The 20,777-nt window shown below is 73.8% G+C and carries 17 protein-coding genes; 4 read left to right on the top strand and 13 right to left on the bottom strand.

Features of this window, described 5'->3' with window-relative positions; genetic code table 11:
• Nucleotides 1-98 precede the first annotated feature (98 nt).
• The gene (locus BLW43_RS23600; RefSeq protein WP_175478917.1) at nt 99-551 is read left to right on the top strand and encodes a Smr/MutS family protein; all 453 of its coding nucleotides are present in this window, start codon (nt 99-101) and stop codon (nt 549-551) included.
• A gap of 228 nt (nt 552-779) precedes the next feature.
• Here BLW43_RS23600 and yghX read toward each other — a convergent pair whose 3' ends face one another.
• Nucleotides 780-1,670 carry a YghX family hydrolase gene (yghX, locus tag BLW43_RS13985; protein WP_093254386.1) on the bottom strand — a complete coding sequence of 297 codons (891 nt, stop codon included), beginning with the start codon at nt 1,668-1,670 and terminating at the stop codon, nt 780-782.
• A 103-nt stretch (nt 1,671-1,773) separates the two neighbouring features.
• Nucleotides 1,774-2,613 (bottom strand): 4-hydroxy-tetrahydrodipicolinate reductase, encoded by an 840-nt coding sequence (gene dapB / locus BLW43_RS13990; RefSeq protein WP_093254387.1) that lies wholly within the window; start codon nt 2,611-2,613, stop codon nt 1,774-1,776.
• A 263-nt stretch (nt 2,614-2,876) separates the two neighbouring features.
• On the opposite strand from dapB, the gene BLW43_RS13995 reads away from it, so the two are divergent.
• Nucleotides 2,877-4,268, top strand: coding sequence for an aminotransferase (locus tag BLW43_RS13995; protein ID WP_093254389.1), 1,392 nt, complete (start codon nt 2,877-2,879; stop codon nt 4,266-4,268).
• A 262-nt stretch (nt 4,269-4,530) separates the two neighbouring features.
• On the opposite strand, the gene BLW43_RS14000 is transcribed toward BLW43_RS13995, so the two are convergent.
• The 7 genes from BLW43_RS14000 to BLW43_RS14030 form a co-directional block, all read right to left on the bottom strand.
• Entirely contained in the window at nt 4,531-5,277 is a 747-nt protein-coding gene (locus tag BLW43_RS14000) for a HugZ family pyridoxamine 5'-phosphate oxidase (protein WP_093254391.1), read from the bottom strand.
• Nucleotides 5,278-5,344: 67 nt separating this feature from the next.
• Entirely contained in the window at nt 5,345-6,334 is a 990-nt protein-coding gene (locus tag BLW43_RS14005) for a glutathione S-transferase family protein (protein WP_093254392.1), read from the bottom strand.
• A gap of 96 nt (nt 6,335-6,430) precedes the next feature.
• Nucleotides 6,431-7,540 (bottom strand): hypothetical protein, encoded by a 1,110-nt coding sequence (locus tag BLW43_RS14010; protein ID WP_093254394.1) that lies wholly within the window; start codon nt 7,538-7,540, stop codon nt 6,431-6,433.
• A gap of 66 nt (nt 7,541-7,606) precedes the next feature.
• The gene (locus BLW43_RS14015; RefSeq protein ID WP_093254396.1) at nt 7,607-8,281 is read right to left on the bottom strand and encodes a histidine phosphatase family protein; all 675 of its coding nucleotides are present in this window, start codon (nt 8,279-8,281) and stop codon (nt 7,607-7,609) included.
• Complete coding sequence (locus tag BLW43_RS14020) at nt 8,278-9,375, bottom strand: glycosyltransferase family 4 protein (RefSeq protein WP_245731051.1); 1,098 nt, start codon at nt 9,373-9,375, stop codon at nt 8,278-8,280. The genes BLW43_RS14015 and BLW43_RS14020 overlap by 4 nt, the downstream gene beginning before the upstream one ends.
• A 3-nt stretch (nt 9,376-9,378) precedes the next feature.
• The gene (locus tag BLW43_RS14025) at nt 9,379-10,632 is read right to left on the bottom strand and encodes a glycosyltransferase (RefSeq protein ID WP_425441184.1); all 1,254 of its coding nucleotides are present in this window, start codon (nt 10,630-10,632) and stop codon (nt 9,379-9,381) included.
• A gap of 113 nt (nt 10,633-10,745) precedes the next feature.
• Nucleotides 10,746-11,966 carry a glycosyltransferase family protein gene (locus BLW43_RS14030; RefSeq protein WP_093254400.1) on the bottom strand — a complete coding sequence of 407 codons (1,221 nt, stop codon included), beginning with the start codon at nt 11,964-11,966 and terminating at the stop codon, nt 10,746-10,748.
• 171 nt (nt 11,967-12,137) lie between these two features.
• Between BLW43_RS14030 and BLW43_RS14035 the strand changes: the two genes are divergently transcribed.
• Nucleotides 12,138-14,591 (top strand): mechanosensitive ion channel family protein, encoded by a 2,454-nt coding sequence (locus tag BLW43_RS14035; protein WP_245731052.1) that lies wholly within the window; start codon nt 12,138-12,140, stop codon nt 14,589-14,591.
• A 133-nt stretch (nt 14,592-14,724) separates the two neighbouring features.
• Here the strand turns inward: BLW43_RS14035 and BLW43_RS14040 are convergent, their stop codons facing one another.
• Nucleotides 14,725-15,039: a hypothetical protein gene (locus BLW43_RS14040; protein ID WP_093254401.1), complete on the bottom strand. Its 315-nt coding sequence runs from the start codon at nt 15,037-15,039 to the stop codon at nt 14,725-14,727.
• 187 nt (nt 15,040-15,226) lie between these two features.
• On the opposite strand from BLW43_RS14040, the gene BLW43_RS14045 reads away from it, so the two are divergent.
• Complete coding sequence (locus BLW43_RS14045; RefSeq protein ID WP_093254402.1) at nt 15,227-16,096, top strand: helix-turn-helix transcriptional regulator; 870 nt, start codon at nt 15,227-15,229, stop codon at nt 16,094-16,096.
• Between the two features lie 163 nt (nt 16,097-16,259).
• Here BLW43_RS14045 and BLW43_RS14050 read toward each other — a convergent pair whose 3' ends face one another.
• The 3 genes from BLW43_RS14050 to BLW43_RS14060 form a co-directional block, all read right to left on the bottom strand.
• Complete coding sequence (locus BLW43_RS14050) at nt 16,260-16,784, bottom strand: GNAT family N-acetyltransferase (protein ID WP_093254403.1); 525 nt, start codon at nt 16,782-16,784, stop codon at nt 16,260-16,262.
• Between the two features lie 303 nt (nt 16,785-17,087).
• Entirely contained in the window at nt 17,088-19,511 is a 2,424-nt protein-coding gene (locus BLW43_RS14055; protein WP_093254404.1) for a DNA translocase FtsK, read from the bottom strand.
• Entirely contained in the window at nt 19,508-20,698 is a 1,191-nt protein-coding gene (locus BLW43_RS14060) for an aminotransferase class I/II-fold pyridoxal phosphate-dependent enzyme (protein ID WP_093254405.1), read from the bottom strand. Before BLW43_RS14060 ends, BLW43_RS14055 begins: the two co-directional genes overlap by 4 nt.
• Nucleotides 20,699-20,777 lie beyond the last annotated feature (79 nt).

Here is a 20,777-nt window from a genome sequence, read left to right on the forward strand (position 1 = left end):
GCGCGGCTTCCGCGACGCGGCAGGCCTGCGAAGCGGCCCGGAATCGACCGGCGGCCTGGAGCCAGCCTTCCCGGGACGGCGACGACGTCGCAGCCCAGATGCGCGAGGCCGCGCTCGCCGCCGCGACGCAGCCCCTAAGGCCCGGCGGCCGGCCGGCGCCGCGCGTGGCGTGGTCGCCGCAGGCGAGCGACCGCCCCGCACCTGTCGGGCGCAACACGCCCGGCCTCGACGGCGGCACCGCGAAGCGGCTGGCGCGCGGCCGGCTAGAGCCGCAGGGCCGGCTCGACCTGCACGGCATGACGGCCGACCGCGCCCATGGCGCGCTCAGCGGCTTCATCGCCTCCTCCAGCGCGCAGGGCCTGCGCTGCGTGCTGATCGTCACCGGCATGGGGCGGGGCGAGGGCGGCCGCGGCGACGGCGTGCTGCGCCGGCAGACCCCGCGATGGCTGGGCGTCGCGCCGCTGGCCGCCATGGTCGTCGGCGTGTTCGAGGCGCACCCGCGCCATGGCGGCGCCGGCGCCCTCTACGTCTATCTCAAGAAGCGGCGCTGACGCGCGGCGTTCGACCCGACTGAGCCGGACCTGCCGCCCGAGGCTTGTGCTCCGTCGCCGTTTTCTTGTCGCCTTCTGAGCCAGTCAGCTCGGAAAAGCGCTCCGGCGCCGGAGGACCCGCGCCGGCTCGGGCGGTTCGCCGGCCTCCGTGCGACCTGCTGCGGCCGCTGGCCCGCCGGCGCCGGGAGCTCGGCATCCGCCCGCCGCCGAAGTCCGCTCCGGCGCGGCTCACCCCCGCAGATGCGTCTCGAAGAAGGCCAGCGTGCGCCGCCACGCCAACTCCGCCGCCTCGGCGTCGTAGCGGGGCGTCGTGTCGTTGTGGAAGCCGTGGTTCACGTCCGGATAGAAATGCGCGGAGAATTCCTTGCCATGCGCGATCAGCGCCGCCTCATAGGCCGGCCAGCCGGCGTTGATGCGCTCGTCGAGCCCGGCGAAGTGCAGCATCAGCGGGGCCTCGATCGCCGGAACGTCCTCCGCCGCCGCCTGCCGGCCGTAGAACGGAACCGAGCAGCCAAGGCCGGGGTAGGCGACCGCCAGCGCGTTGCACACGCCGCCGCCATAGCAGAAGCCCACCGCGCCGATGCGTCCCGTCGAGCCGTCATGGCCTGCAAGATGCTCGTAGCCGGCGAAGAAGTCGTTCATCAGCTTCACCGGGTCGAGGCTGCGCTGCATCTCGCGGCCCTCCTCGTCCGTGCCCGGATAGCCGCCGAGCGGCGTGAGCCCGTCCGGCCCCAGCGCGAGGTAGCCGGCCTTGGCCGCGCGCCGCACGACGTCCTCGATGTAGGGGTTCAGGCCGCGGTTCTCGTGGATGACCAGCACCGCCGGCAGCGGGCCGTCGGCCCCGGCGGGGCGCGCCATCAGGCCGCGCACCGTCCCGTGGCCGTCGGGCGAGGGGTACTCGATGGTCTCGGTCTCGATGGCGGGGTCGTCGGGCGCAACCTGCCGGGCCAGCGCATAGTCGGGCCTGAGGCTGTCGAGGATCGCCGCCGCGGTCATCCCCCCGACCGCATACTTCGCCGCCTCGTCGAGGAACTGGCGCTTGGTGACGGCGCCGTGAACGTAGCCGTCGAACACTTCGAGGATGCGGGGGTGGAAGTCCGCCGCGGTCTTGCGCTGCATCGTTCTGGCTCCAGTCGTGGCGGCCGCCGCCCGCGACCGCCGCGAGGCTAGGCCGATTCGCGACGGCGGGCGCTCACGATCGGCTGAGGCGCGGCCAGCAGCCTCAGCCGGCCTCGTTGAGCCCCAGCACGTCCAGCATGTCGTACTCTCCAGGCCGCCGCCCCTGGCCCCACAGCGCCGCCTGCACCGCGCCGCGGGCGAAGATCATCCGGTCCGTCGCCACATGGCCGAGCGTCACGCGCTCGCCCATGCCGGCGAAGGTGACGGCGTGCTCGCCCACGACGTCGCCGCCGCGCAGGGAAGCGAAGCCGATGGCGCCTTCGGGCCGCGGCCCGGTGATCCCGTCGCGGCCCCTGACGGCGAGCTCCGCCAGCGTCGCGCCACGGCCCTGCGCCGCCGCCTCTCCCAGCATCAGCGCGGTGCCGGAGGGCGCGTCGGCCTTCCAGCGATGGTGCGTCTCGACGATTTCGACGTCCCACTCCGTCCCCAGCGCGGCGGCGACGCGGCGGGTCATCGCGGTGAGCAGATTGACGCCCAGCGACATGTTGCCCGCGCGCACGATCACCGCGTGGCGGGCGCAGGCGCGCAGCCGGGCGAGATGGGCGGCCTCGAAGCCTGTCACGCCGATCACATGGGTCAGCCGCGCCTGCGCCGCGAGTTCCGCGTGGGCGACCGCCGCCTCGGGCGAGGTGAAGTCCAGCACCGCCTGCGCCCCGGCGAAGAGCGGCAGCGGATCGTCCGACACCGCGAGCCCGATCGGCCGGCCGAGGCCGATCGCCTCGCCGACGTCGCGCCCCGCCCAGTCATGGCCCGGCCGCACGGTGGCGCCGGCCAGCGTCACGCCGTCGTGCTCGATCACGGCGCGGGCGAGCATTCCGCCCATGCGCCCGGCGACGCCGGCGACGACGACATGGATGGTCTGCGGGGCGGGGCGGTCGGGCATCGGGGCGGCTCCTCGGCGTTCGAGCCTCCCTTGTAGGCGCTTCGGCCCCATCCCCGCCAGCGGCCCCGGTCCCAGGACCGGCCCGGTCCCGCTGCGACGCGCGCCCCGGGTCCCCGCCTGCGCCCCCTGCGGCGGGACCGTCCCCTGCGTCGCGCCCTGCCGCGGGACTGTCCCCTGCGTCGCGACCTGCGGCGGGACTGTCCATTGTGCGGCGCGTCCGCGGGCTGATACCCTGCCGCTTTCACCGGTTCGGAGGATGCGCCATGGATGGCGGGCCGCTCAGCAACATGCACGCGCGCGACGTCGAGGCGCTGCTGCATCCCTACACCAACGCCGTCGCGCACCGCAGCGTCGGGCCGCACACCATCGAGCGCGGCGAGGGCGTCTATGTCTATGACAGCGAGGGCCGCAAGCTGCTGGAGGGCATGGCGGGCCTGTGGTGCGCCGGGCTCGGCTTCCACGACGAGGAGCTGATAGAGGCGGCGCGCGAGCAGCTCGGCAGGCTGCCCTACTACCACCTGTTCGCCGGGCGCAGCTTCGAGCCCGCGGTGGAGCTGGCCGAGAAGCTCAAGGAGCTCGCGCCGGTCCCGATGAGCAAGATCTTCTACCAGTCGTCAGGCTCCGAGGCCAACGACACCCAGATCAAGATGGCCTGGTATTACAACAACGCGCTGGGCCGACCCGAGAAGAAGAAGATCATCAGCCGCGTGAAGGGCTATCACGGCGTCACCGTCTTCTCCGCCTCGCTCACCGGGCTGCCCTACAATCACAAGGACTTCGACCTGCCGGTAAGCGATCGGGTGAAGCACGTCGCGACGCCGCACCACTGGCGCGGCGCCCATCCGGGCGAGACCGAGGCCGAGTTCGCCGCGCGCCTCGCCGCCGACCTCGACGCCTTCATCGAGGCCGAGGGCCCCGAGACCGTCGCCGCCTTCATCGCCGAGCCGGTCATGGGCGCCGGCGGCGTCATCGTGCCGCCCGAGGGTTATTTCGAGGCGATCATGCCGGTGCTTAGGAAGCACGACGTGCTGATGATCGATGACGAGGTGATCTGCGGCTTCGGGCGCACCGGGAACTGGTTCGGCGCCACCACCCTCGGCATGACGCCGACCTCGATCTCGATGGCGAAGCAGCTCACTTCCGCCTACGTGCCGCTCTCCGCCGTCGCGATCAACGCCGAGATGGCCGAGGCGATCGAGCAGAACAGCCACAAGATCGGGCTGTTCGGCCACGGCTTCACCTATGGCGGCCATCCGCTCGGCTGCGCGGTGGCGATCAAGACCATCGAGATCTACCAGCGCCGCGACATCGTCGGCCATGTCCGCAAGGTCGCGCCGCTGTTCCAGAAGCGCCTGCGCGACCATGCCGGCCATCCGCTCGTGGGCGAAGCGCGCGGCGTCGGCCTGATGGGCGCGCTGGAGGTCTCGCCCGACCGCGAGAAGGCCGCGACCTTCGCCCAGCCCGGCAAGGTCGGCGCGAAGCTCTCCGCCGAGATGCTGTCGCGCGGCGTCATCGGCCGCGCCATCGGCGACAGCTTCGCCTTCTGCCCGCCGATGGTGATCACCGAGGAGCAGATCGAGGAGATGTTCGCGCCGCTGGAGGCCAGCCTCGACGCCACGCTCGCCTGGGCGAAGGCGGAAGGCTGCCTCGGCTGACGCGCCTCGCCGCGGCGCACCTGCTGGCCCTCGGGACCGGCGGCGGCGCCGCGGTGCAGGTCGCGACGAACCCCGGCGCGCTGGCCGCGCAAAGGTTCACTTTGCGCTGGTCGCGAAGGTCCACGGCGCGGCGCAGAAGGCGGGCGCCCATCTGGCGGGTGCGTGGGCCAGGGGGAGGAATGTCGCGCAGCGCCCCCGAACGTCCGCCTCCCGCCCCAAAACCGTCAGTCGGGCTGCTCCGCCAGAACCGCGGTCTGCGCGCTCACACCGCCCGCCGCGCCAGCGCCACCAGCGCGGCGCGCAGGGCGCCAGGCGTCGCGACCGGCGACATGAACTCCAGGCGTCGCACGTCGTCGCCGCAGGCCAGGTCCGCGCCCTCGGGGTCGATGCCGGTCAGCCGCCAGGGCGGGCCGTGCGGGCCGGCCGGGTCCGCGCCGCAGATGCGCGCGTAGTGCGCCACCGCGTCGCCGTGGTCGGCGTTCATGTGCTCCACCGCCGCAGGCTCGCCCTCCGCAAGCCCGCGCCAGTCCGCGCGCGGGCGCAGGTCGTCGGGCCCGAGTTCATGCGCGGCGCCGAACCCCGCGTTGAAGTCCGCGCGCAGGGGCGACAGCCTGAAGAACGCGAAATCCCCGAAATCGGCGTAGAGCGCGGCTTTGGGGTGCCGGGCGAGGTAGCGCCGGCGGGCGTCGCCGTCCTCGTCGCGCGAGAGCCGGCGCGCCTCGCAGAACAGCGTCAGCCGCGGGTGGGCCAGCGGGTCGCCCTTGCCCGGCTCGCCGATGAGCAGCGACACGCGGGCGTCGGCGTCCATCGCGCCGGTGTGGGCGGAGAGCTGCGAGACGAGGCAGACGGGCGCGCCGTCGATCAGGGTGGCCAGCGCCACCCGGCTCGCCATCGGCCAGCCGCCGCCCGCCAGCGTCGCCAGCGCGCCGAAGCGCGCCAGCCGCACCATGCGCCGGGCCTGCGCCCGGGCCGCGTCGTCAGCGGGTCTCAGCGCCTGTTCGCGCTCCATGCGCCGTCTCCCCCTCACTGCCGGCGACACCCTTAACGGCCCCGCGCGGCCGAGAGAAGGGCGCGGATCAGGCCGCTTTCAGGCGTTCGCGCCCGTGGGGCGCGTCGAAGTCGGGCAGGGGGCCGATGGGGACGATCCGCGTCGGGTTGATGGTCTCGTGGCTCGCGTAATAGTGCGTCGAGATGTGGTCGAAGGCGACCGTTTCGGCCACGCCCGGCTGCTGATACATCTCGCGTAGCCAGCCCGTCAGCGCCGGGTAGTCCGCGATCCGGCGCCGGTTGCACTTGAAATGACCGTGATAGACCGCGTCGAAGCGGATCAGCGTCGTGAACAACCGCCAGTCGGCCTCGGTCGCGCGGTCGCCGGCGAGGTGGCGGCGCGCGGTCAGCAGGCCCTCCAGCCAGTCGAGGCTTTCGAACAGCGGAATCACGGCGGCCTCGTAGGCCTCTTGCGTCGTCGCGAAGCCGGCCTTGTAGACGCCGTTGTTCACCGTGTCGTAGACGCGCGCGTTGATCGTTTCGATCTCCGCGCGCAGCGGCTCGGGGAAGAAATCCTGCGCGTCGCCGGTCAGCGCATCGAAGCCGCTGTTGAACATGCGGATGATCTCGGAGGATTCGTTGGAGACGATGCGCCCCTGCGCCTTGTCCCACAGCAGCGGCACGGTCACGCGGCCCGTCATGTCGGGCGTATCGCGCAGGTAGACGTCGCGCAGGAAGGCCTCGCCGAACAGGTGGTCGTCGGTCACGCCGGGGAAGTTCTTCTCGAAGGTCCAGCCGTCCTCGCCCATGTGCGGAGAGACGACCGAGACCGAGACGATCTCCTCCAGCCCCTTCAGCGCCCGGAAGATCAGCGCCCGGTGCGCCCAGGGGCAGGCCAGCGAGACGTAGAGGTGATAGCGGTCGGCCTCGGCCTTGAAGCCGCCCTCGCCGGACGGGCCGGGCGCGCCGTCCGGGGTGATCCAGTTGCGGAAGCGCGCCGCGTCGCGCCTGAAGGCGCCGCCGGTCTTCCCGGTCTCGTACCACTGATCACGCCATTCGCCGTTGACGAGAAGGCCCATCGGTCGTCTCCTTTTCCTCCGCCGACAAAGGATATGACTTAAGCAACGCGCATAAACCCGCATTCGTTCGGCAGACTGTGTCGATATTCTGGACAATCAGCCGAGTAGCAGCCGCGCCGAGACCACCGCGCCGCGGAGATCGAGCGGCGGCGGCCCGGCGGCCCGGCCCTTGTTCCGCGCCCGGCGCACGGCCGCCAGCAGCGCCGGCCCGTCGTCGGCGTCGAGCGTCTCCACGATGCCCAGCCGCGCGAAGGCGGCCGCGCGCAGCCCCTGCTCGCGCTCGCCGCCATCGCTCAGCGGGCAGGCGACCGCCGGCGCGCCGGCCTGAGCGATCTCGACCGCGGCGTTGTAGCCGAAGCGCGAGACCACCGCGGCGCAGGTCCGCAGCCGCGCGCGGAAATCCGGCGCCGCCGGCTCGGCGATCACCGGTGCGCCGCGGGCGAGGCGCGTCAGCGCCGCCGCCGCCGCCGCCGCGTCCGCCCCGCCGACGCGCAGCCGCCATGTGCGCCCGTCGTCGCGCCGCGCCGCCTCGACCGCCGCCGAGAGCAGCCCGCGCCCGAGCGCGCCGCCGCCCTCGGCGACCAGCACCTCGTCCGGGTCGCCCACAGGTTCCGGCTGCGGCGCGGCGACATAGCCCGTCGCGCGCGTCAGGTCTGCGATCTCCGCCGCGCCCGGCCAGCCGAGCGCAAAGGGCGCGACAGCCGGATCGCCGTGGACCAGCGCGCCGTCGTAGCCCGCGCGCAGCACGGCGTGGGCGGCGGCGACGCGGCCCGGCCTGCGCGGCGGCTCGGGAATGTCGCGCACCGAGGCGAGGACGCGCGCGCCCATGCCGCGCGCCTGAACCACCGCGGCGTCGAACTCGGCCGAGAGGATGCGACGGCCGAACGGGTAGAGCTCGGTGACGAGCACATCGGGCCGCGCCTCCTCCAGCGCCTCGGCCAGCCGCCGCGCCCGCGCCGCCGTCAGCGCGTCGTCCGCCGGGGCGCCGTCGGGCGTCGTCAGCCGCGAATAGTCGAGCCCGGCGACGGCCACGGGCGGAAGCTGCACGAGGCGGGCGGGGCCGGGGTCGAGATGCGGCAGCGGCCGCCCGCCGCTGATCGCCGTCGCCGCCCCGCCGGCCGCCTCGACGGCCTTGGCCAGCGTCAGGGTCCGCGCCAGATGCCCCGAGCCGCTGAGGTGGCAGACGAGGAAGGCGACGCGCGTCACGGGGTTGGTCTCATGGGGCTGGTCTCACGGGGCCGGTCTCACGGGGCTGGTCTCATGGGGCTGCTCTCAAGAACCGGCCGGCGTCGCGCGGCGGGCGAGCGCGACGTCCCCGCCGGGGTCGCACGGGGCGCCGGCCGCGTCGAGCCGGAGGGTGTGGATGCAGCCGCGGCGGATGCGGAACGGCTCCGGCCGGTCGAAGTCCCACCTCCAGGCCTGCGCCAGGATCACCCGGATCAGCCCGCGATGGGCGACGAGCAGCGTCGGCCGCCCGTCCGACGCCCAACCTGCCGCCCCTCCCTGCGCCCCGCCCGCCGGCCCGTCCTGCGCGCAGCCCTCGCGCGCGATCTCCGCCAGCAGCGGGGCGACGCGGGCGCGCGCGTCGCCGGGGCTCTCGCCGCCGGGCGGGCGGCGCTCCCATCCCCAGGCCTCGACATGGGCGTAGCCCGAAGCCGGATCGGCCAGCAGCTCCGCGCCGCGCCGCCCCTCCCAGGCGCCCCAGGCCAGTTCTGTCAGCCGCGCGTCGGTCTCGAAGGCGGGCCAGAGCGCGGCGGCGGTGTCCTGCGCGCGGCTCAGCGGGCTCGCGATCACCCGCGCCCCCTCCCAGCCTGGCGGCGGGGCTAGGCCCGCCAGCGCGGCGCGGGCCTCGGGCGTCAGCGGCCGGTCGACGCGGCCCTGCAGCCGCCCCTCGCGGTTCCAGTCGGTGGGGAAGTGGCGCAGCAGGCCGAGCCGCGCGCCGCTCACGGCAGCGTCTCCAGCGCGGCGCGCAGGCGTTCCGCGGCGGCGCGCACGCCGTGGCGGGCCTCCATGTGCGCCCGCGCCGCGCGCCCCGCCGCCGCCAGCGCGCCCCGGTCCATCGCAAAGCGGCGCAGGGCGGCGGCGAAGGCCTCGGGCTCGCCCGGCTGCGTCAGCGCGCAGGCCGGGGCCACCACGTCGCGCACGCCGGGCCGGTCCTCCGCGATCACCGCCCGCCCCATCGCCTGCGCCTCCAGATAGACCATCCCGAACGCTTCGTTGACGCCGGGCCAGACGAGGAGATCGGCCTCGGCGTAGGCGTCGTGCAGCGCGGGCCGCGCGTCGATGCGGCCGGCGAAGCGCACCCGGCCCGCCAGCGGCGCGAGCGCCTCGCGCACTGCAGGCTCGGCCTCCCCGTCGCCCACCACGGTCAGCGTCCAGTCGACGTCGACCGCCGCCGCCAGCCCCTGCGCCAGCGCGCGGAAGGAGGCGAGCTTGTCCGGCGCCCGCATCATCGCCACGCTCAGCAGCCGCAGCGGCCCGGAGGCCGAGACCGGCCGCGCCGCGACCTCGCCCAGCGCGGTGAAGGGCGGCAGGTGGACGAGGCTCTGGCCCTCGGGCCGCCCCGCCTCCAGCGCCGGCAGGTCTCGACGGGTGAACCAGAACACGACCGCCGCTGCGTCGAGCGCGGCTTCCGACGCCGCCGCGAAGCGCGCCCACGGCCCCGCCAGCCGGCGCGGCGCCCGCGTGCCCTCCACCACGACATAGGGCACGCCGAGCGCCCGCGAGACTGCGGGGCCGATCAGATCCGGCGCCTTGTAGTAGCAGTGATAGGTGAGCCACAGGACGGGCGGGGCGTCGCGCAGGGCCGCGACCAGCCTCGCCGTCTCGGCCTGCGCCGCCGCGACGATGCGCGCCTGCGCCGCCGGGTCGCCGGCGCCGTCCCGCGTGCGCAGCGCGCTGGCCACGAACGGCTCGAAACCGGCCCGGTCTAGCGCCTTGACCGTCAGCCGCGCGATGCGACGGTCGCCCGAGGGCGTCGGGTGGTCCGGCGGCTTCATCGGCGCGTGGAACGCCGCGCGGGGTCTGTCCGGCTGCGGCACGGCTCAGTCTGCGGCGGACGCGCCCGCCGCGCCCCGCGCCGGCGCGAGCGCGACCATCAGCCGCTTCGCGACGGCGTCGCCGGCCGCTCCCGCGCCGAACTCGGCCACCAGCCGCGCATGGGCGGCCCTCGCCATCTGGGACCGCTTGTCCGGCCGCCGCGCCACGATCGCGATCGCGGCCGACAGCGCCCCCGCGTCGCCCGGCTTCACGAGGATGCCCGTGACCTCGTCGGTGACGAACTCGGGGATGGCGGAGAAGCGCGTCGACACCACCGCCGTTCCCTGGCTTGCGGCCTCCATCAGCACGTTGGGCAGGCCGTCGCGGTCGCCGTCCGTCGCCGGGCGCGAGGGCAGCACGAAGATGTCCGCCCAGCGCAGGGCGCCGATGACCTCGTCCTGCGTCTTGGGCCCGCGCCAGCTGATCCGGTCGGAGAGTCCGAGCTCCCGTGCGCGCTTCTTCAGCGCGCCGGCGAGCGGCCCGTCGCCGATATGGGCGAACTGCCAGTGCAGCGCCGGCGGCAGCTCCGCCAGCGCGTCCAGCAGCACGTCATAGCCCTTCTTCTCCACCAGCCGCCCCACCGAGATCAGGCGGACCGGGGCCATCGCCATGGCGCCGTCGCGCCCCTCGCGCTCGGGCGGCGGCGGAAAGCGCGAGAGGTCGAGGCCGTGGTAGACCAGCGAGATCTTGTCGGGGTTCGTGGTCAGCGCCTTCAGCCGGCGCGCACCGACATTGGTGCAGGTCACGCCGAAGCGCGACTCGGCGATCTTCTCGCGCAGCTCCCAGTCGGGCGTGGTCCAGATGTCGCGGGCGTGCGCCGAGAAGCCCCATTCGACGTCACGCATGGCGGCGGCGTAGCGCGCGACCGAGCCCGGCGTGTGCATGAAATGGGCGTAGATGAACCGCAGGTTCGGCGGCGCCTGCGTCGCCAGCACGCAGGCCTGCCCGAAGCGGCGGATGCGGTTGCGCGAGAAGTCGCGGCCGAGGTCGCGCATCCACAGGTTCAGCGCGCGGCCGAAGCCCGGGAGGGCTGCGGCCTTGAACACCGCGTCGAAGATCGTCAGCGGCGCCTCATGGGTGTATTCCGGCAGGTATCGCACCTTCGCGCGCACCTTGGCGTGGATGGCGTGGCGCAGGCGGTCAGTCGGTCGGCGCAGCGACCAGATGTCGAAGCGCAGTCCCCGGTCCTCCAGCGCCTTGAGCTCCTGCGCGACGAAGGTCTCCGACAGCCTCGGCCAGCCCTTCACCACGATCGCCAGCGGCGGCGGCGGAGGCTCCGGCTTCGCCGTCGGCTTGCCTGTCGGCCCGGATGGCGCCGCCGCGCCGCCGGCCGCGGGGGCGTCGGCGTCCTGAGCGTCTTCGTCGGCCAAATTCAGCTCCCGGTGCTTCGGGCGAGTTGCGCGGGCGCGCCGGCGCGCTGCGCTATGGTGTCCAGGCCGTCGAGCAGCCCGGCGATCCGGCCGGAGGAGGGCGGCGCCTGGGTCAGAAGCGCCGTGATCGCCTCCGCCATGACCTCCGGCGCGCCGCCGTCGCGCGGCGCATGCAGCATCCGCACGAGGCCGAGGCGCTCGGCGCGCTCCGCGCGGATGTACTGCTCCAGCCGCGGCCGCGTCCTTGGTGCGATCAGGGCGGGTATGTCCATGGAGAGTATCTCGCAGAAGGTGTTGTAGCCGCCCATCGCGACCACTCCGGCGGCGCTCCGGAGCAGCCACTCGATCCGGCTGTCGAAGGCGAGCGTGAGGATCCGGTCTCCGAGAGCGGCGGCGCGCCGGTCGAACTCTGCGCGCTGCTCGGCGGGCAGGAACGGCCCGTAGACCAGAACCGCGGGGCACGGGGGCGCCGCGTCGGACTCGTAGGCCGACAGCGCCCATTCGACCAGATCGGCGCCGTCGCCGCCGCCGCCGGTCGTCACGAGGACATAGGGCTCCTCGAACGGCCGGGCGACGTGGTCCGGAGGCTCCGGCGCGTCGCGGCGCAGGAAACCGGTGTAGATCGTGCGCGCCCGCACCCGCGCCGAGAGCGACAGGCCCGCAAGCGGGTCGTGGAACGCTCGCGGCCCGTAGACCCAGATCTCGTCGTAGAACCGCTCCACGAGGTCGACCGCGCCCTTGCGGCCCCATTCCTCGCGCAGCGACGCCACGTCGTCGAGCACGTCGCGCAACCCCAGCACCAGCCGCGCGCCGCGGGCCTTCGCCGCGGGCAGCATGTCCTGCAGCTCGTTGCGGAAGCCTCCCGGCTCCTTGTCCACGATCACGAGTTCGGGGGCGAAGGCGCGGTCGGCGGCGGCGATCAGCGCCGCCCGCAGGTGCACCGTCTCGTCGATGTCGACCCCTAGATTGTGCGAGCGGTAGGAGCCGTCGGCGAGCTTCACGACGCCGGGCAGGCGCACATGGTCCACCCGGTCGGGAAAGTCGAAGCGCCCGGCGAGCGGCGAACCGGTCAGCAGCAGCGCGGAAAGCTCCGGGTCGGCGGCCGCCAGCGCCTGCGCGATCGTCCGGCTGCGGCGCAGATGGCCGAGCCCGAAAGTGTCATGGCTGTAGAGCATGACGCGACGGCCGGTGCGGTGTCGCGGCGACTGGCTGCGGTTCAGCATGCTTCCTGCGCCCGTGGCTGCCCGATCTGCTCCCCGCGCGCCAGACCGATCATCTGCGACCGGCGCGACCGCGTTGCGCTTTCGCGCACGCGGCTCCATTGTCCTATCCGAGGCGCCGGGGTGAACGCCAGCGAAAGCCGCGACCGCCGCGAGACGCGCAGGGAAACCTTCATGACCCCATCGCCGCAATTGCTGCCGGCGCAGGCGGCCGCACCCTCGCCCGCGCCGCCCGGCGCGCGCGGCGCGGGGCCGCCGCGGGCGAGGGTCGCGCGCCGCGCGCTCGCGGCCTTGGCGGCCTTGGCGTTCCTGTGGCTTGCGGGCGCGGCCGCCGGACTGACCGGCGCGGCCGTCGCGCAGACCTTCGGCGACTACGGCATGGTCGGCGGCGCGCCGGCGGATGCTGGGCCGCGGCTCGAGGACTATGGCCGCCTGGCGGAGACCTACCCTTCCGACAGCGCGCTCGACATGACCCAGCGCGGCGTGTCGGCGTTCCGCGCCCGTCTCATGGCGCTCGCCGCGCAGGCGCCGCAGGCGCCGGGCGTCGTCTGGCGGGCGCTCGTGGCGGCGAGCCCCGGGGGCAATCCGTCCTACTTCCTCGGCCTGCTCGTCTTTCTGGTGTTCCTGCTCGGGATCGGCAGGGCGGTCGCGGTGCTGTTCGCGGTCTATGTCGCGCGGCCCGCCTTCGTCAGGATGCAGCGGCCAACGCCTCAGGGGCTGGCCGAGAAGTTGCCCGTGCTGGCGACGCGCGTCGTCTTCACCGTCGCCGGGCTCGCGATCACGCTCGCCGTCGCCGTGCTGGTCGGGGCCGGCTTCTACCCGGAGAACAACGCCGCCGCCGTGGGCACCGCCATCGCCGTCTTCGCGGGCTACGGGGCCGCGCGGATCGTGCAGATCGTCTGGCGCATGACGCTGGCGCCCTACCTGCCCGAGTACCGCGTGCCGCGGCTGAGCGACCGGGACGCGCGCAGGCTCTATCGCTGGCTCTACGGGCTCGCGCTGCCGATGATCGTGGCGACCGCGGCGCTTGAGTGGTTCAGGCTGCTCGGCGCGCCGCTGGAGGTCGTCCGGCTCGGCCGCCTCCTCGTCGAGGCGCTGGCCGCCGTCGTCGTCGCGGCGGGGGCCTGGGCGAACCGCGCGGCGATCGCCGGGGCGATCCTCGGCGGGCGGGCGCCGCGCGACGCGACATGGCTCGCGCGCATCTTCTGCCTGCTGTGGGGGCCGGCGCTGCTCGTCTATCTCGGCGCCTCGCTGGCCGCCTCGGGCTGGCGCGCGGTGATGGGCGAGCCGCTCGGCCCGCCGGCGCTGGCGGTGGCCTTCGCGGTGCTGGTCGCCGCGCTCTGCGTCTATGCCGCCACCATGTTCGTCGTGGAGCGAATCGGCCGTGCGCCGGCGGCTTCGCTGCGCGCGGGCCGCGTCGAGATCGGCGACGGCGCCGAGTCCGAGCGCGCCGCGGGCCTCGCGGCGCGCGACCCCCGGGCCGACGGCGGCGTGATGGGCGGCGACGACGACGAGGGCGGCGGCCCGGCCCCGCCGCCCCGCGCCGCGCCGGCGCCGCGGGGCGGATGGATGCGCAGCTTCGAGGATCTTGCGCGCCGGGTCGCGACGCTGCTCGCGCTCGGCGCCGCGATCTGGGCGCTGACCTGGCTCTGGGGCGGGCGCGACGCCTTCGCCGACGGCCAGCCGCTCGACGTCGCGCAGGACGTGATCGACATCCTGCTGATCGGCTACGTCGCCTACCACGCGATGCGGATCTGGATCGACCGGCGCATCGAGGCCGAGGGCGGCTTCGAGGTCGAGACCGAGCCCGGCGACGAGGGAGGGGCGTCGGCCGCCTCGCGCCTCGCCACGCTGCTGCCGCTGGTGCGCAACTTCGTGCTGGTGATGATCATGGCCGCCACAGTGCTCTTCATCGCCATGGAGCTCGGCGTGAACGTCGCGCCGCTGCTCGGCGGCGCCGGCGTCATCGGGCTCGCGATCGGCTTCGGCAGCCAGGCGCTGATCCGCGACATCCTGTCGGGCGCCTTCTTCCTGATCGACGACGCATTCCGCAAGGGCGAGTACATCGACGTGGGCGAGGTGAAGGGCACGGTCGAGCAGATCTCGGTGCGCAGCTTCCAGCTCCGCCACCATCTCGGCGCGCTGCACACCATCCCGTTCGGGGAGATCAAGCACCTCACCAACTTCAGCCGCGACTGGGTGATGATGAAGCTGCCCCTGCGGCTGACCTATGACACCGACCCGGAGAAGGTCCGTAAGCTCATCAAGAAGCTCGGCCAGCAGCTGCTCGAACATCCCGAGGAAGGCCACAAGTTCATGCAGCCGCTCAAGAGCCAGGGCGTCTACATGATGGAGGACAGCGCGATGATCATTCGGGTCAAGTACATGACCCGGCCGGGCGACCAGTGGACGACGCGCAAGCTCGTCTACGCCAGCATCCGCGAGCTTTTCGAGCGCGAGGGCGTGCGGTTCGCCCATCGCGAGGTGACGGTGCGCATCCCCGGTCATGAGGCCGGCGCGCCGCTCTCCCGTGAGGAGGCTCACGCGGCCGGCGCGGCGGCGCGGCGGGCCGTGGACGACGCCGAGGCGGCGGCCGTGACGCCGCGCCTCGTCGGGGACGACCGCTAGAGCGGCGTTCGACCCGACTGCGTCAGCCCTGCCGCTGTCGCCCTGTCGCGCCCTTCCCGTCGCTGACCGGTCCGGCCAACTCGGAAGGCGCTCAAGGGCGGCGCGCGCCCAGGCCGCAGTTCCCGCGCGGCCCTCATCCGGCGTCGGCGTCCCCCATCAGGGCTGCACGCGCCTCGTCGAGCGCGTCGCGGCTGGGCGCGCTCTCCCGCTCCGCCTCCCGCAGGAGGCGGTCCAGCGCGATCGACAGCGCCACCGCGCGCCGCGCCACGCTGTCGCGCTGGGCGAGGATCACCGGAGCGTCGGCGATAAGCTGCGCGTCGACCTCGCGGATCTCGCCTTCGAGCTGGAAGGCGCCGGAAAAGACCCGGCGTCGCCTCGCGCGGCCGTCGACGCGCACGACCCGCCACGGCGGCGGCGTGTGTCCTGTATACACCATCGGCTCATCCATCCCGCTTCTCCGGAAACATGCCGGGCGCTACGCAACGCGCCCGAAAAGGGCGCTTTTTCGCCCACTAATCAACTCACAGATAAACGTTATGACGATCAAAATGAGCAATTCAACGATTCTCTCCGCCCTTGCAAGATGATCCTCTTTTGTTCATAGTCCGTCCCGCGAGGCCGTTGGAGAGGGCGCAATGCTGGAAGAGGTCGGGCAGGCCCAGCGCGAGAGGCTGTTCCACATCGATTTCCGAACCTGGTTCCTTGGCAGCGTCAGCCGGGGCGCGCTGATCGGGCGGTTCGGCATCAAGGAGGCTGCGGCGACGCGCGACCTCGCGCTCTACCGCAAGCTTGCGCCGATGAACCTGGACTTCGACGGCTCGAACAAGATCTACCGCTGCGCGCGCGCCTTCGCGCCGCTGTTCGAGCACCCGCCGGAGCGCACGCTGACCGCCATCGCCGAGGGCCTCGGCGACGACGCCGCCGGCGCCGTCGGCCAGCATGTCCGCACCGAGCGGCCGCTGCGCCTCAACGCGCCCGACATCGGGATCATCGCGGCGGTCTCCCGCGCCATCGCGGAGGGGCGGGGGCTGCGCATCGGCTACCACTCCCTCAGCAGCGGCCGCACCGAGCGCGAGATCGCCCCCTTCGCGCTGGTCGACACCGGCGTGCGCTGGCACGCCCGCGCCTTCGACCGGCGCAGCGGCGGTTTCCGCGATTTCGTGCTGACGCGCATCGACGGCGCGGAACTGCTCGGCGCCGTGGCCGGAGCGGCCGAGCAGCGTGAGGCCGACGACCAGTGGATGCGCATGGTCGAGCTCGAACTCGTTCCCCATCCCGGCCTGGAACGCCCCGAAGCCGTCGCGCGCGACTATGCGATGGAGGAGGGCGTGCTGCGCACCCGCCTGCGCGCCGCGACGGTTGGCTACGCGCTGCTGCACTGGAGCGTGGACGCCAGCCCCGACCACCAGCTCGACCCCGCCCGCCATCAGCTCTGGCTGCGCAACGGCGCCGCCCTCTACGGGGTGGGCAACCTCGCCATCGCGCCGGGCGCGTCGGCGGGGTGAAGAGGGCGGAGTGCGGGAGCCAACATCGGCCGGGAAGCGCGGGAGGCGGACGGTGGCATGAAGGCGCGTCGCTCGACCGTTGGCCCCGTGCGGCCGGCACGGGCCGCGCCCTCCCGCCGGGGCGCCGCAGGGCGGATGGCTGAACTCCGCGCAACTTCGACCGTCACCCCACCGTCAGCGTCATCAGCCTTTCGCTCGCCAGCTCCTCGGCGCCGAGGCGGTCGTAGAAGGCCAGCGCCGGGGCGTTGCGGCGCCAGACGCACCAGACCAGCCGCCCGGCCCCTTCCGCCCGCGCCGCCGCCGCGGCGGCTTCCATCAGCGCGCGACCGGCGCCGGCGCCGCGGACGGCCTCCGACACGAAGAGGTCGGAGATGAAGAACGCTGTCGCCGCGTCGTCCATCCACAGCACCGGCGAGAAGGCGAGGTAGCCGGCGCAGGCGCCCTCCGCCTCGGCGATCAGCACGCGCGCCGGGCCCTCGGGCCGCAGCGCCAGCGCCGCCATGGCCGCTGCCGCCTCGGCGGTGCGATCGGTCAACTCGTCGGGAGTCGTGGCGATCGCGTTCAGCGTCGCCTCGAAGTCGAGCATCATCGCCGCCAGCGCGGCCGCGTCGGCAGGCGTTCCCGCGCGGATGCCGACCTTGCGCCAACGGCGCCCGGCGCCCTCGCCCTGCTCTTCGTCGCCCGTCATGGCCCGTCCCTCCGACGCCGCGCGCGCTCCGCCGTCGGGCGCCGTGGCGGCGCCGTCAAGGGGCTTTGGCCGCGCCGCAGGCGATGCGTTCGGGAGGGGCGGTTCCGGGCGATGTGAGCGTCTCGACTGTCGTGACGGCGCTGCGAGCGGGCGGGTCGCTGCGGGTCAAGGGCTTGGGGGCCGTCTCGCCAATCCGCAGCGCGGCATGTCGCAGCCGGCGCGCGGACACCTGCGAGAGGGCGCGCTGCGGCCCCTCCGTCTCCGGGGGCGCGGAAGCGCCGCCGCCGCCTCACGCCCCGGGCGTCACTCGATGTCGCCGACGAGGATTTCGCGCTTGCCAACATGGTTGGCCGGCGTCACCACGCCCTGCGCCTCCATCTCCTCGACCAGCCGCGCGGCGCGGTTGTAGCCGATCTGGAGCTTGCGCTGGATGTAGGAGGTCGAGCACTTGCGGTCCCGCGCCACGATCGCCACCGCGCGGTCGTAGAGCTGCTCGGCCGTCATCTCGCCGCCGAGGCCCAGCACCTCGTCCACCGAGGCCATCTCGTCGTCGTCGCCGCCTTCGGTCACGGCGGAGACGTAGTCCGGCGCGCCCAGCGTCTTGAGGTGCTTGACGACGTCCTCCACCTCCTCGTCGGTGACGAAGGGGCCGTGCACGCGCGTCACCCGCCCACCGCCGGACATGTAGAGCATGTCGCCCTGGCCCAGCAGCTGCTCCGCACCCTGCTCGCCGAGGATGGTGCGGCTGTCGATCTTGCTCGTCACCTGGAAGCTGATGCGGGTGGGGAAGTTGGCCTTGATCGTGCCGGTGATCACGTCCACCGAGGGTCGCTGCGTCGCCATGATGATGTGGATGCCGGAGGCGCGCGCCATCTGCGCCAGCCGTTGCACGCAGGCCTCGATCTCCTTGCCGGCGACCATCATCAGGTCCGCCATCTCGTCGACGATGACGACGATGTAGGGCAGCTTCTCGGGCGCGAACTCCTCGGTCTCGAACACCGGCTCGCCGGTCACGTCGTCGAAGCCGGTCTGCACCGTGCGCGTGAACGGCTCGCCCCGGGCGTGCGCCTCGGCGACGCGGGCGTTGTAGCCGTCGATGTTGCGCACGCCGAGCTTGGACATCTTGCGGTAGCGATCCTCCATCTCCGCCACGGTCCACTTCAGCGCGACCACCGCCTTCTTGGGGTCGGTGACGACGGGCGAGAGCAGGTGCGGAATGCCGTCATAGACGCTCAGCTCCAGCATCTTGGGGTCGATCATGATCAGCCGGCATTCCTCCGGCGCGAGCCGGTAGAGCAGCGACAGGATCATGGTGTTGATCGCGACCGACTTGCCCGAACCGGTGGTGCCGGCGATCAGCAGATGCGGCATCCGCGCGAGGTTCGCCACCACCGGCTCGCCGGCGATATCCTTGCCGAGCGCCAGCGCCAGCCGGTAGCCGGCGTCTTCATAGACCGGCGAGGCCAGCATCTCGCGCAGAAAGACCTTCTCGCGACGGTCGTTGGGCAGCTCCACGCCGATGACGTTGCGCCCCGGCACGGTCGAGACGCGGGTGGCCACCGCGCACATCGAGCGCGCGATGTCGTCGCTGAGGCCGATGACGCGGCTGGCCTTGGTGCCCGGCGCCGGCTCCAGCTCGTAGAGCGTCACCACCGGCCCGGGCCGCACCGCGCCGATCTCGCCGCGCACGCCGTAGTCGTCGAGCACCGACTCCAGCATCCGCGCGTTCTCCTGCAGCGCCTCGGTGCTGAGCGGCGGCGCGGCGTCCGGGCGCGGCGGCTGCAGCAGCGCCAGCGGCGGGGCGTCATAGCCGGCGGAGGGCTGGGTGTCGAAATCGAGCGAGGGCTGCGCCTCGCGCTCGGCGCGGCGGCTGAGCTTCGGCCCGCGCTTGGCCGCCGGCGTGGCGACCGCGGCCGGGGCGGGGGGCGCCCATGCGTCCTCCACTTCGTCGGCGTCTTCCGCCATGACCCTGGCGCTGAGCTTGGGCTCGCGCCGCCGGGCGCGTCCCACCGGCTCGGGCGCCGCGACGCGCGCCGAGCGCGGCCCGGCCAGACGCGCGCGGACGAGGTCGACGGCGGCGAAGCCGAGCCGCCACGCGGTCGCCAGCGCCAGCCGCAGCCCCATGGCGAGCCAGCGGCGCAGCGCGCGGGTCTCGGCGCGGTCGAGCCCAAGCGCCAGCCCGCAGAGCGCCAGCGTCGCGAGGCCGAGCAGCAGCGTCGCCCAGGGCAGGGCGGTCGAGGCGGGAACCGGCGCGGCGCGCAGCGCCTCGGCGAGCGTCATGTCGCCCAGCAGGCCGCCGAGACCGGAGGTCTCCAGCGGCCAGCCCGCGAAGGGCGCGTGGCAGCTCGCGAACATCGCCGCGGCCGGCGTGGCGAGCGCGCCGATCGCGACGCGCGTCCAGGCCCGTTCGGCGCCGCGATGGGAGATCAGCCGCCAGCCCCAGACGAGCAGCAGCAGCGCCGGCGCCGCGGCCGCCAGCCCGAGACTGCGGATCAGCGGGTCGGCCAGCAGCGCCCCGGCCTCGCCGAGCGCGTTCCGCGGCGCCTGCGCAGTCGAGACGAACCAGCTCGGGTCGCCCACGTCGTAGCTCAGCAGCGCCAGCGACAGCGCCATCCCGACGACGATCAGGCCCAGCCCGGCGAGCTCTGAGCCGCGGCGGCGGGCGAAGGCTGTCACGCCCGGCGGCAGAAGGGGGGCGCGGCCCCCGGCGTCGGTCCAGTCGCTCACGCCAGCCCCTCCCTCAACAGGTCTGCGACGGCGACGAGGCCCCGGCGCGTCGTCGCCGCGTCCGCGACCAGCGCCAGCCGAAGATACGCCTTTCCCGGGTCGCCCTGCGGCGTCTCCCGTGACAGATACGCCCCCGGCAGCGCGCGCACGCCGGCCCCGCGCCACAGCGCCGTCGCCGCCTTCTCGCCGTCGCCCACCTTCAGCCACAGAAAGAACCCCGCTTCAGGCGCGGCGTAGCCCGGCAGGTTGCCGAGCGTCTCGTCCGCGATCGCATACTTTTCCGCATAGAGTTCCCGGTTGGCGACGACATGCGCCTCGTCGGCCCAGGCGGCCGCCGCCGCGGCCTGCACCGGCAGCGGCGAGGGCGCGCCGCCGTAGCTGCGCAGCCGGTGCACCGCGCGGATGGTCCCCGGCCCACCGGCGCAGAAGCCAGAGCGCAGCCCCGGCAGGTTCGAGCGCTTGGAGAGCGAATGGAACGCCAGCACGCGCTCGGGGTCGGTCCCCGCCGCGCGGGCGACCTCCAGCGCGCCCGTCGGGGGCGTCTCGCGGTAGATCTCCGAGTAGCACTCGTCGGCGAAGATGCGGAAATCATGGGTCTCCGCCAGCGCCAGCAGACTGCGCCAGTAGTCGGGCGAGGCGACCGCGCCCTGCGGGTTCGCCGGCGAGCACAGATAGGCGACCGCCGTGCGCGACAGCGTCTCCGCCGGCAGGGCGGCGAAGTCCGGCAGGTGCCCGGTCGCCTCGGTCGCGTTGACGTAGACCGGCTCCGCGCCGGCGGCGAGCGCCGCTGCCGCGTAGCACTGGTAGAACGGGTTGGGCAGCAGCACGACGGGCCGCGCGCCGTTCTTCGTCTCGGGGCACAGCGCGAGGCAGGCCATGAACAGCCCCTCGCGCGTGCCGTTCAGCGGCAGGATTTCGCGGCCGGGGTCGAGTTGCGCCCCGTAGCGCCGCTCCACCCAGCCCGCGATCGCCTCGCGCAGCGCCGGCGTCCCCTCGTTTGGCGGATACTTCGCGTAGCCCGCCGCCTCGCGCGCCAGCGTCTCGGCGATGAAGCCGGGGAAGGGGTGCGTGGGCTCGCCGATGGACATCGCAACCGGGTCGGCCCCCGGCGCATGGGGGTCGAGCAGCGCGCGCAGGCGCGGAAACGCGTATTCCGGCAGGTTCTCGAACCGCTCGGCCGACTGCATCGTGGTTTCGCCTCATCCGGGGTCTGACGCCCCATGAACGCGACAGTACGGGCGCCGAGCGTTGCGGTAAAGTTCCGCG

The organism is Rubrimonas cliftonensis, assembly GCF_900107585.1.
Taxonomy (GTDB): domain Bacteria; phylum Pseudomonadota; class Alphaproteobacteria; order Rhodobacterales; family Rhodobacteraceae; genus Rubrimonas; species Rubrimonas cliftonensis.

What these genes read in the sequence shown, in the direction of transcription:
- BLW43_RS23600 (WP_175478917.1), top strand. Translation starts at nt 99, where the DNA reads ATGCGCGAGGCCGCGCTCGCCGCCGCGACGCAGCCCCTAAGGCCCGGC.
- BLW43_RS14040 (WP_093254401.1), bottom strand. Translation starts at nt 15,039, where the DNA reads ATGGATGAGCCGATGGTGTATACAGGACACACGCCGCCGCCGTGGCGG.
- BLW43_RS14045 (WP_093254402.1), top strand. Translation starts at nt 15,227, where the DNA reads ATGCTGGAAGAGGTCGGGCAGGCCCAGCGCGAGAGGCTGTTCCACATC.
- dapB (WP_093254387.1), bottom strand. Translation starts at nt 2,613, where the DNA reads ATGCCCGACCGCCCCGCCCCGCAGACCATCCATGTCGTCGTCGCCGGC.
- BLW43_RS14030 (WP_093254400.1), bottom strand. Translation starts at nt 11,966, where the DNA reads ATGCTGAACCGCAGCCAGTCGCCGCGACACCGCACCGGCCGTCGCGTC.
- yghX (WP_093254386.1), bottom strand. Translation starts at nt 1,670, where the DNA reads ATGCAGCGCAAGACCGCGGCGGACTTCCACCCCCGCATCCTCGAAGTG.
- BLW43_RS14035 (WP_245731052.1), top strand. Translation starts at nt 12,138, where the DNA reads ATGACCCCATCGCCGCAATTGCTGCCGGCGCAGGCGGCCGCACCCTCG.
- BLW43_RS14000 (WP_093254391.1), bottom strand. Translation starts at nt 5,277, where the DNA reads ATGGAGCGCGAACAGGCGCTGAGACCCGCTGACGACGCGGCCCGGGCG.
- BLW43_RS13995 (WP_093254389.1), top strand. Translation starts at nt 2,877, where the DNA reads ATGGATGGCGGGCCGCTCAGCAACATGCACGCGCGCGACGTCGAGGCG.
- BLW43_RS14050 (WP_093254403.1), bottom strand. Translation starts at nt 16,784, where the DNA reads ATGACGGGCGACGAAGAGCAGGGCGAGGGCGCCGGGCGCCGTTGGCGC.
- BLW43_RS14060 (WP_093254405.1), bottom strand. Translation starts at nt 20,698, where the DNA reads ATGCAGTCGGCCGAGCGGTTCGAGAACCTGCCGGAATACGCGTTTCCG.
- BLW43_RS14005 (WP_093254392.1), bottom strand. Translation starts at nt 6,334, where the DNA reads ATGGGCCTTCTCGTCAACGGCGAATGGCGTGATCAGTGGTACGAGACC.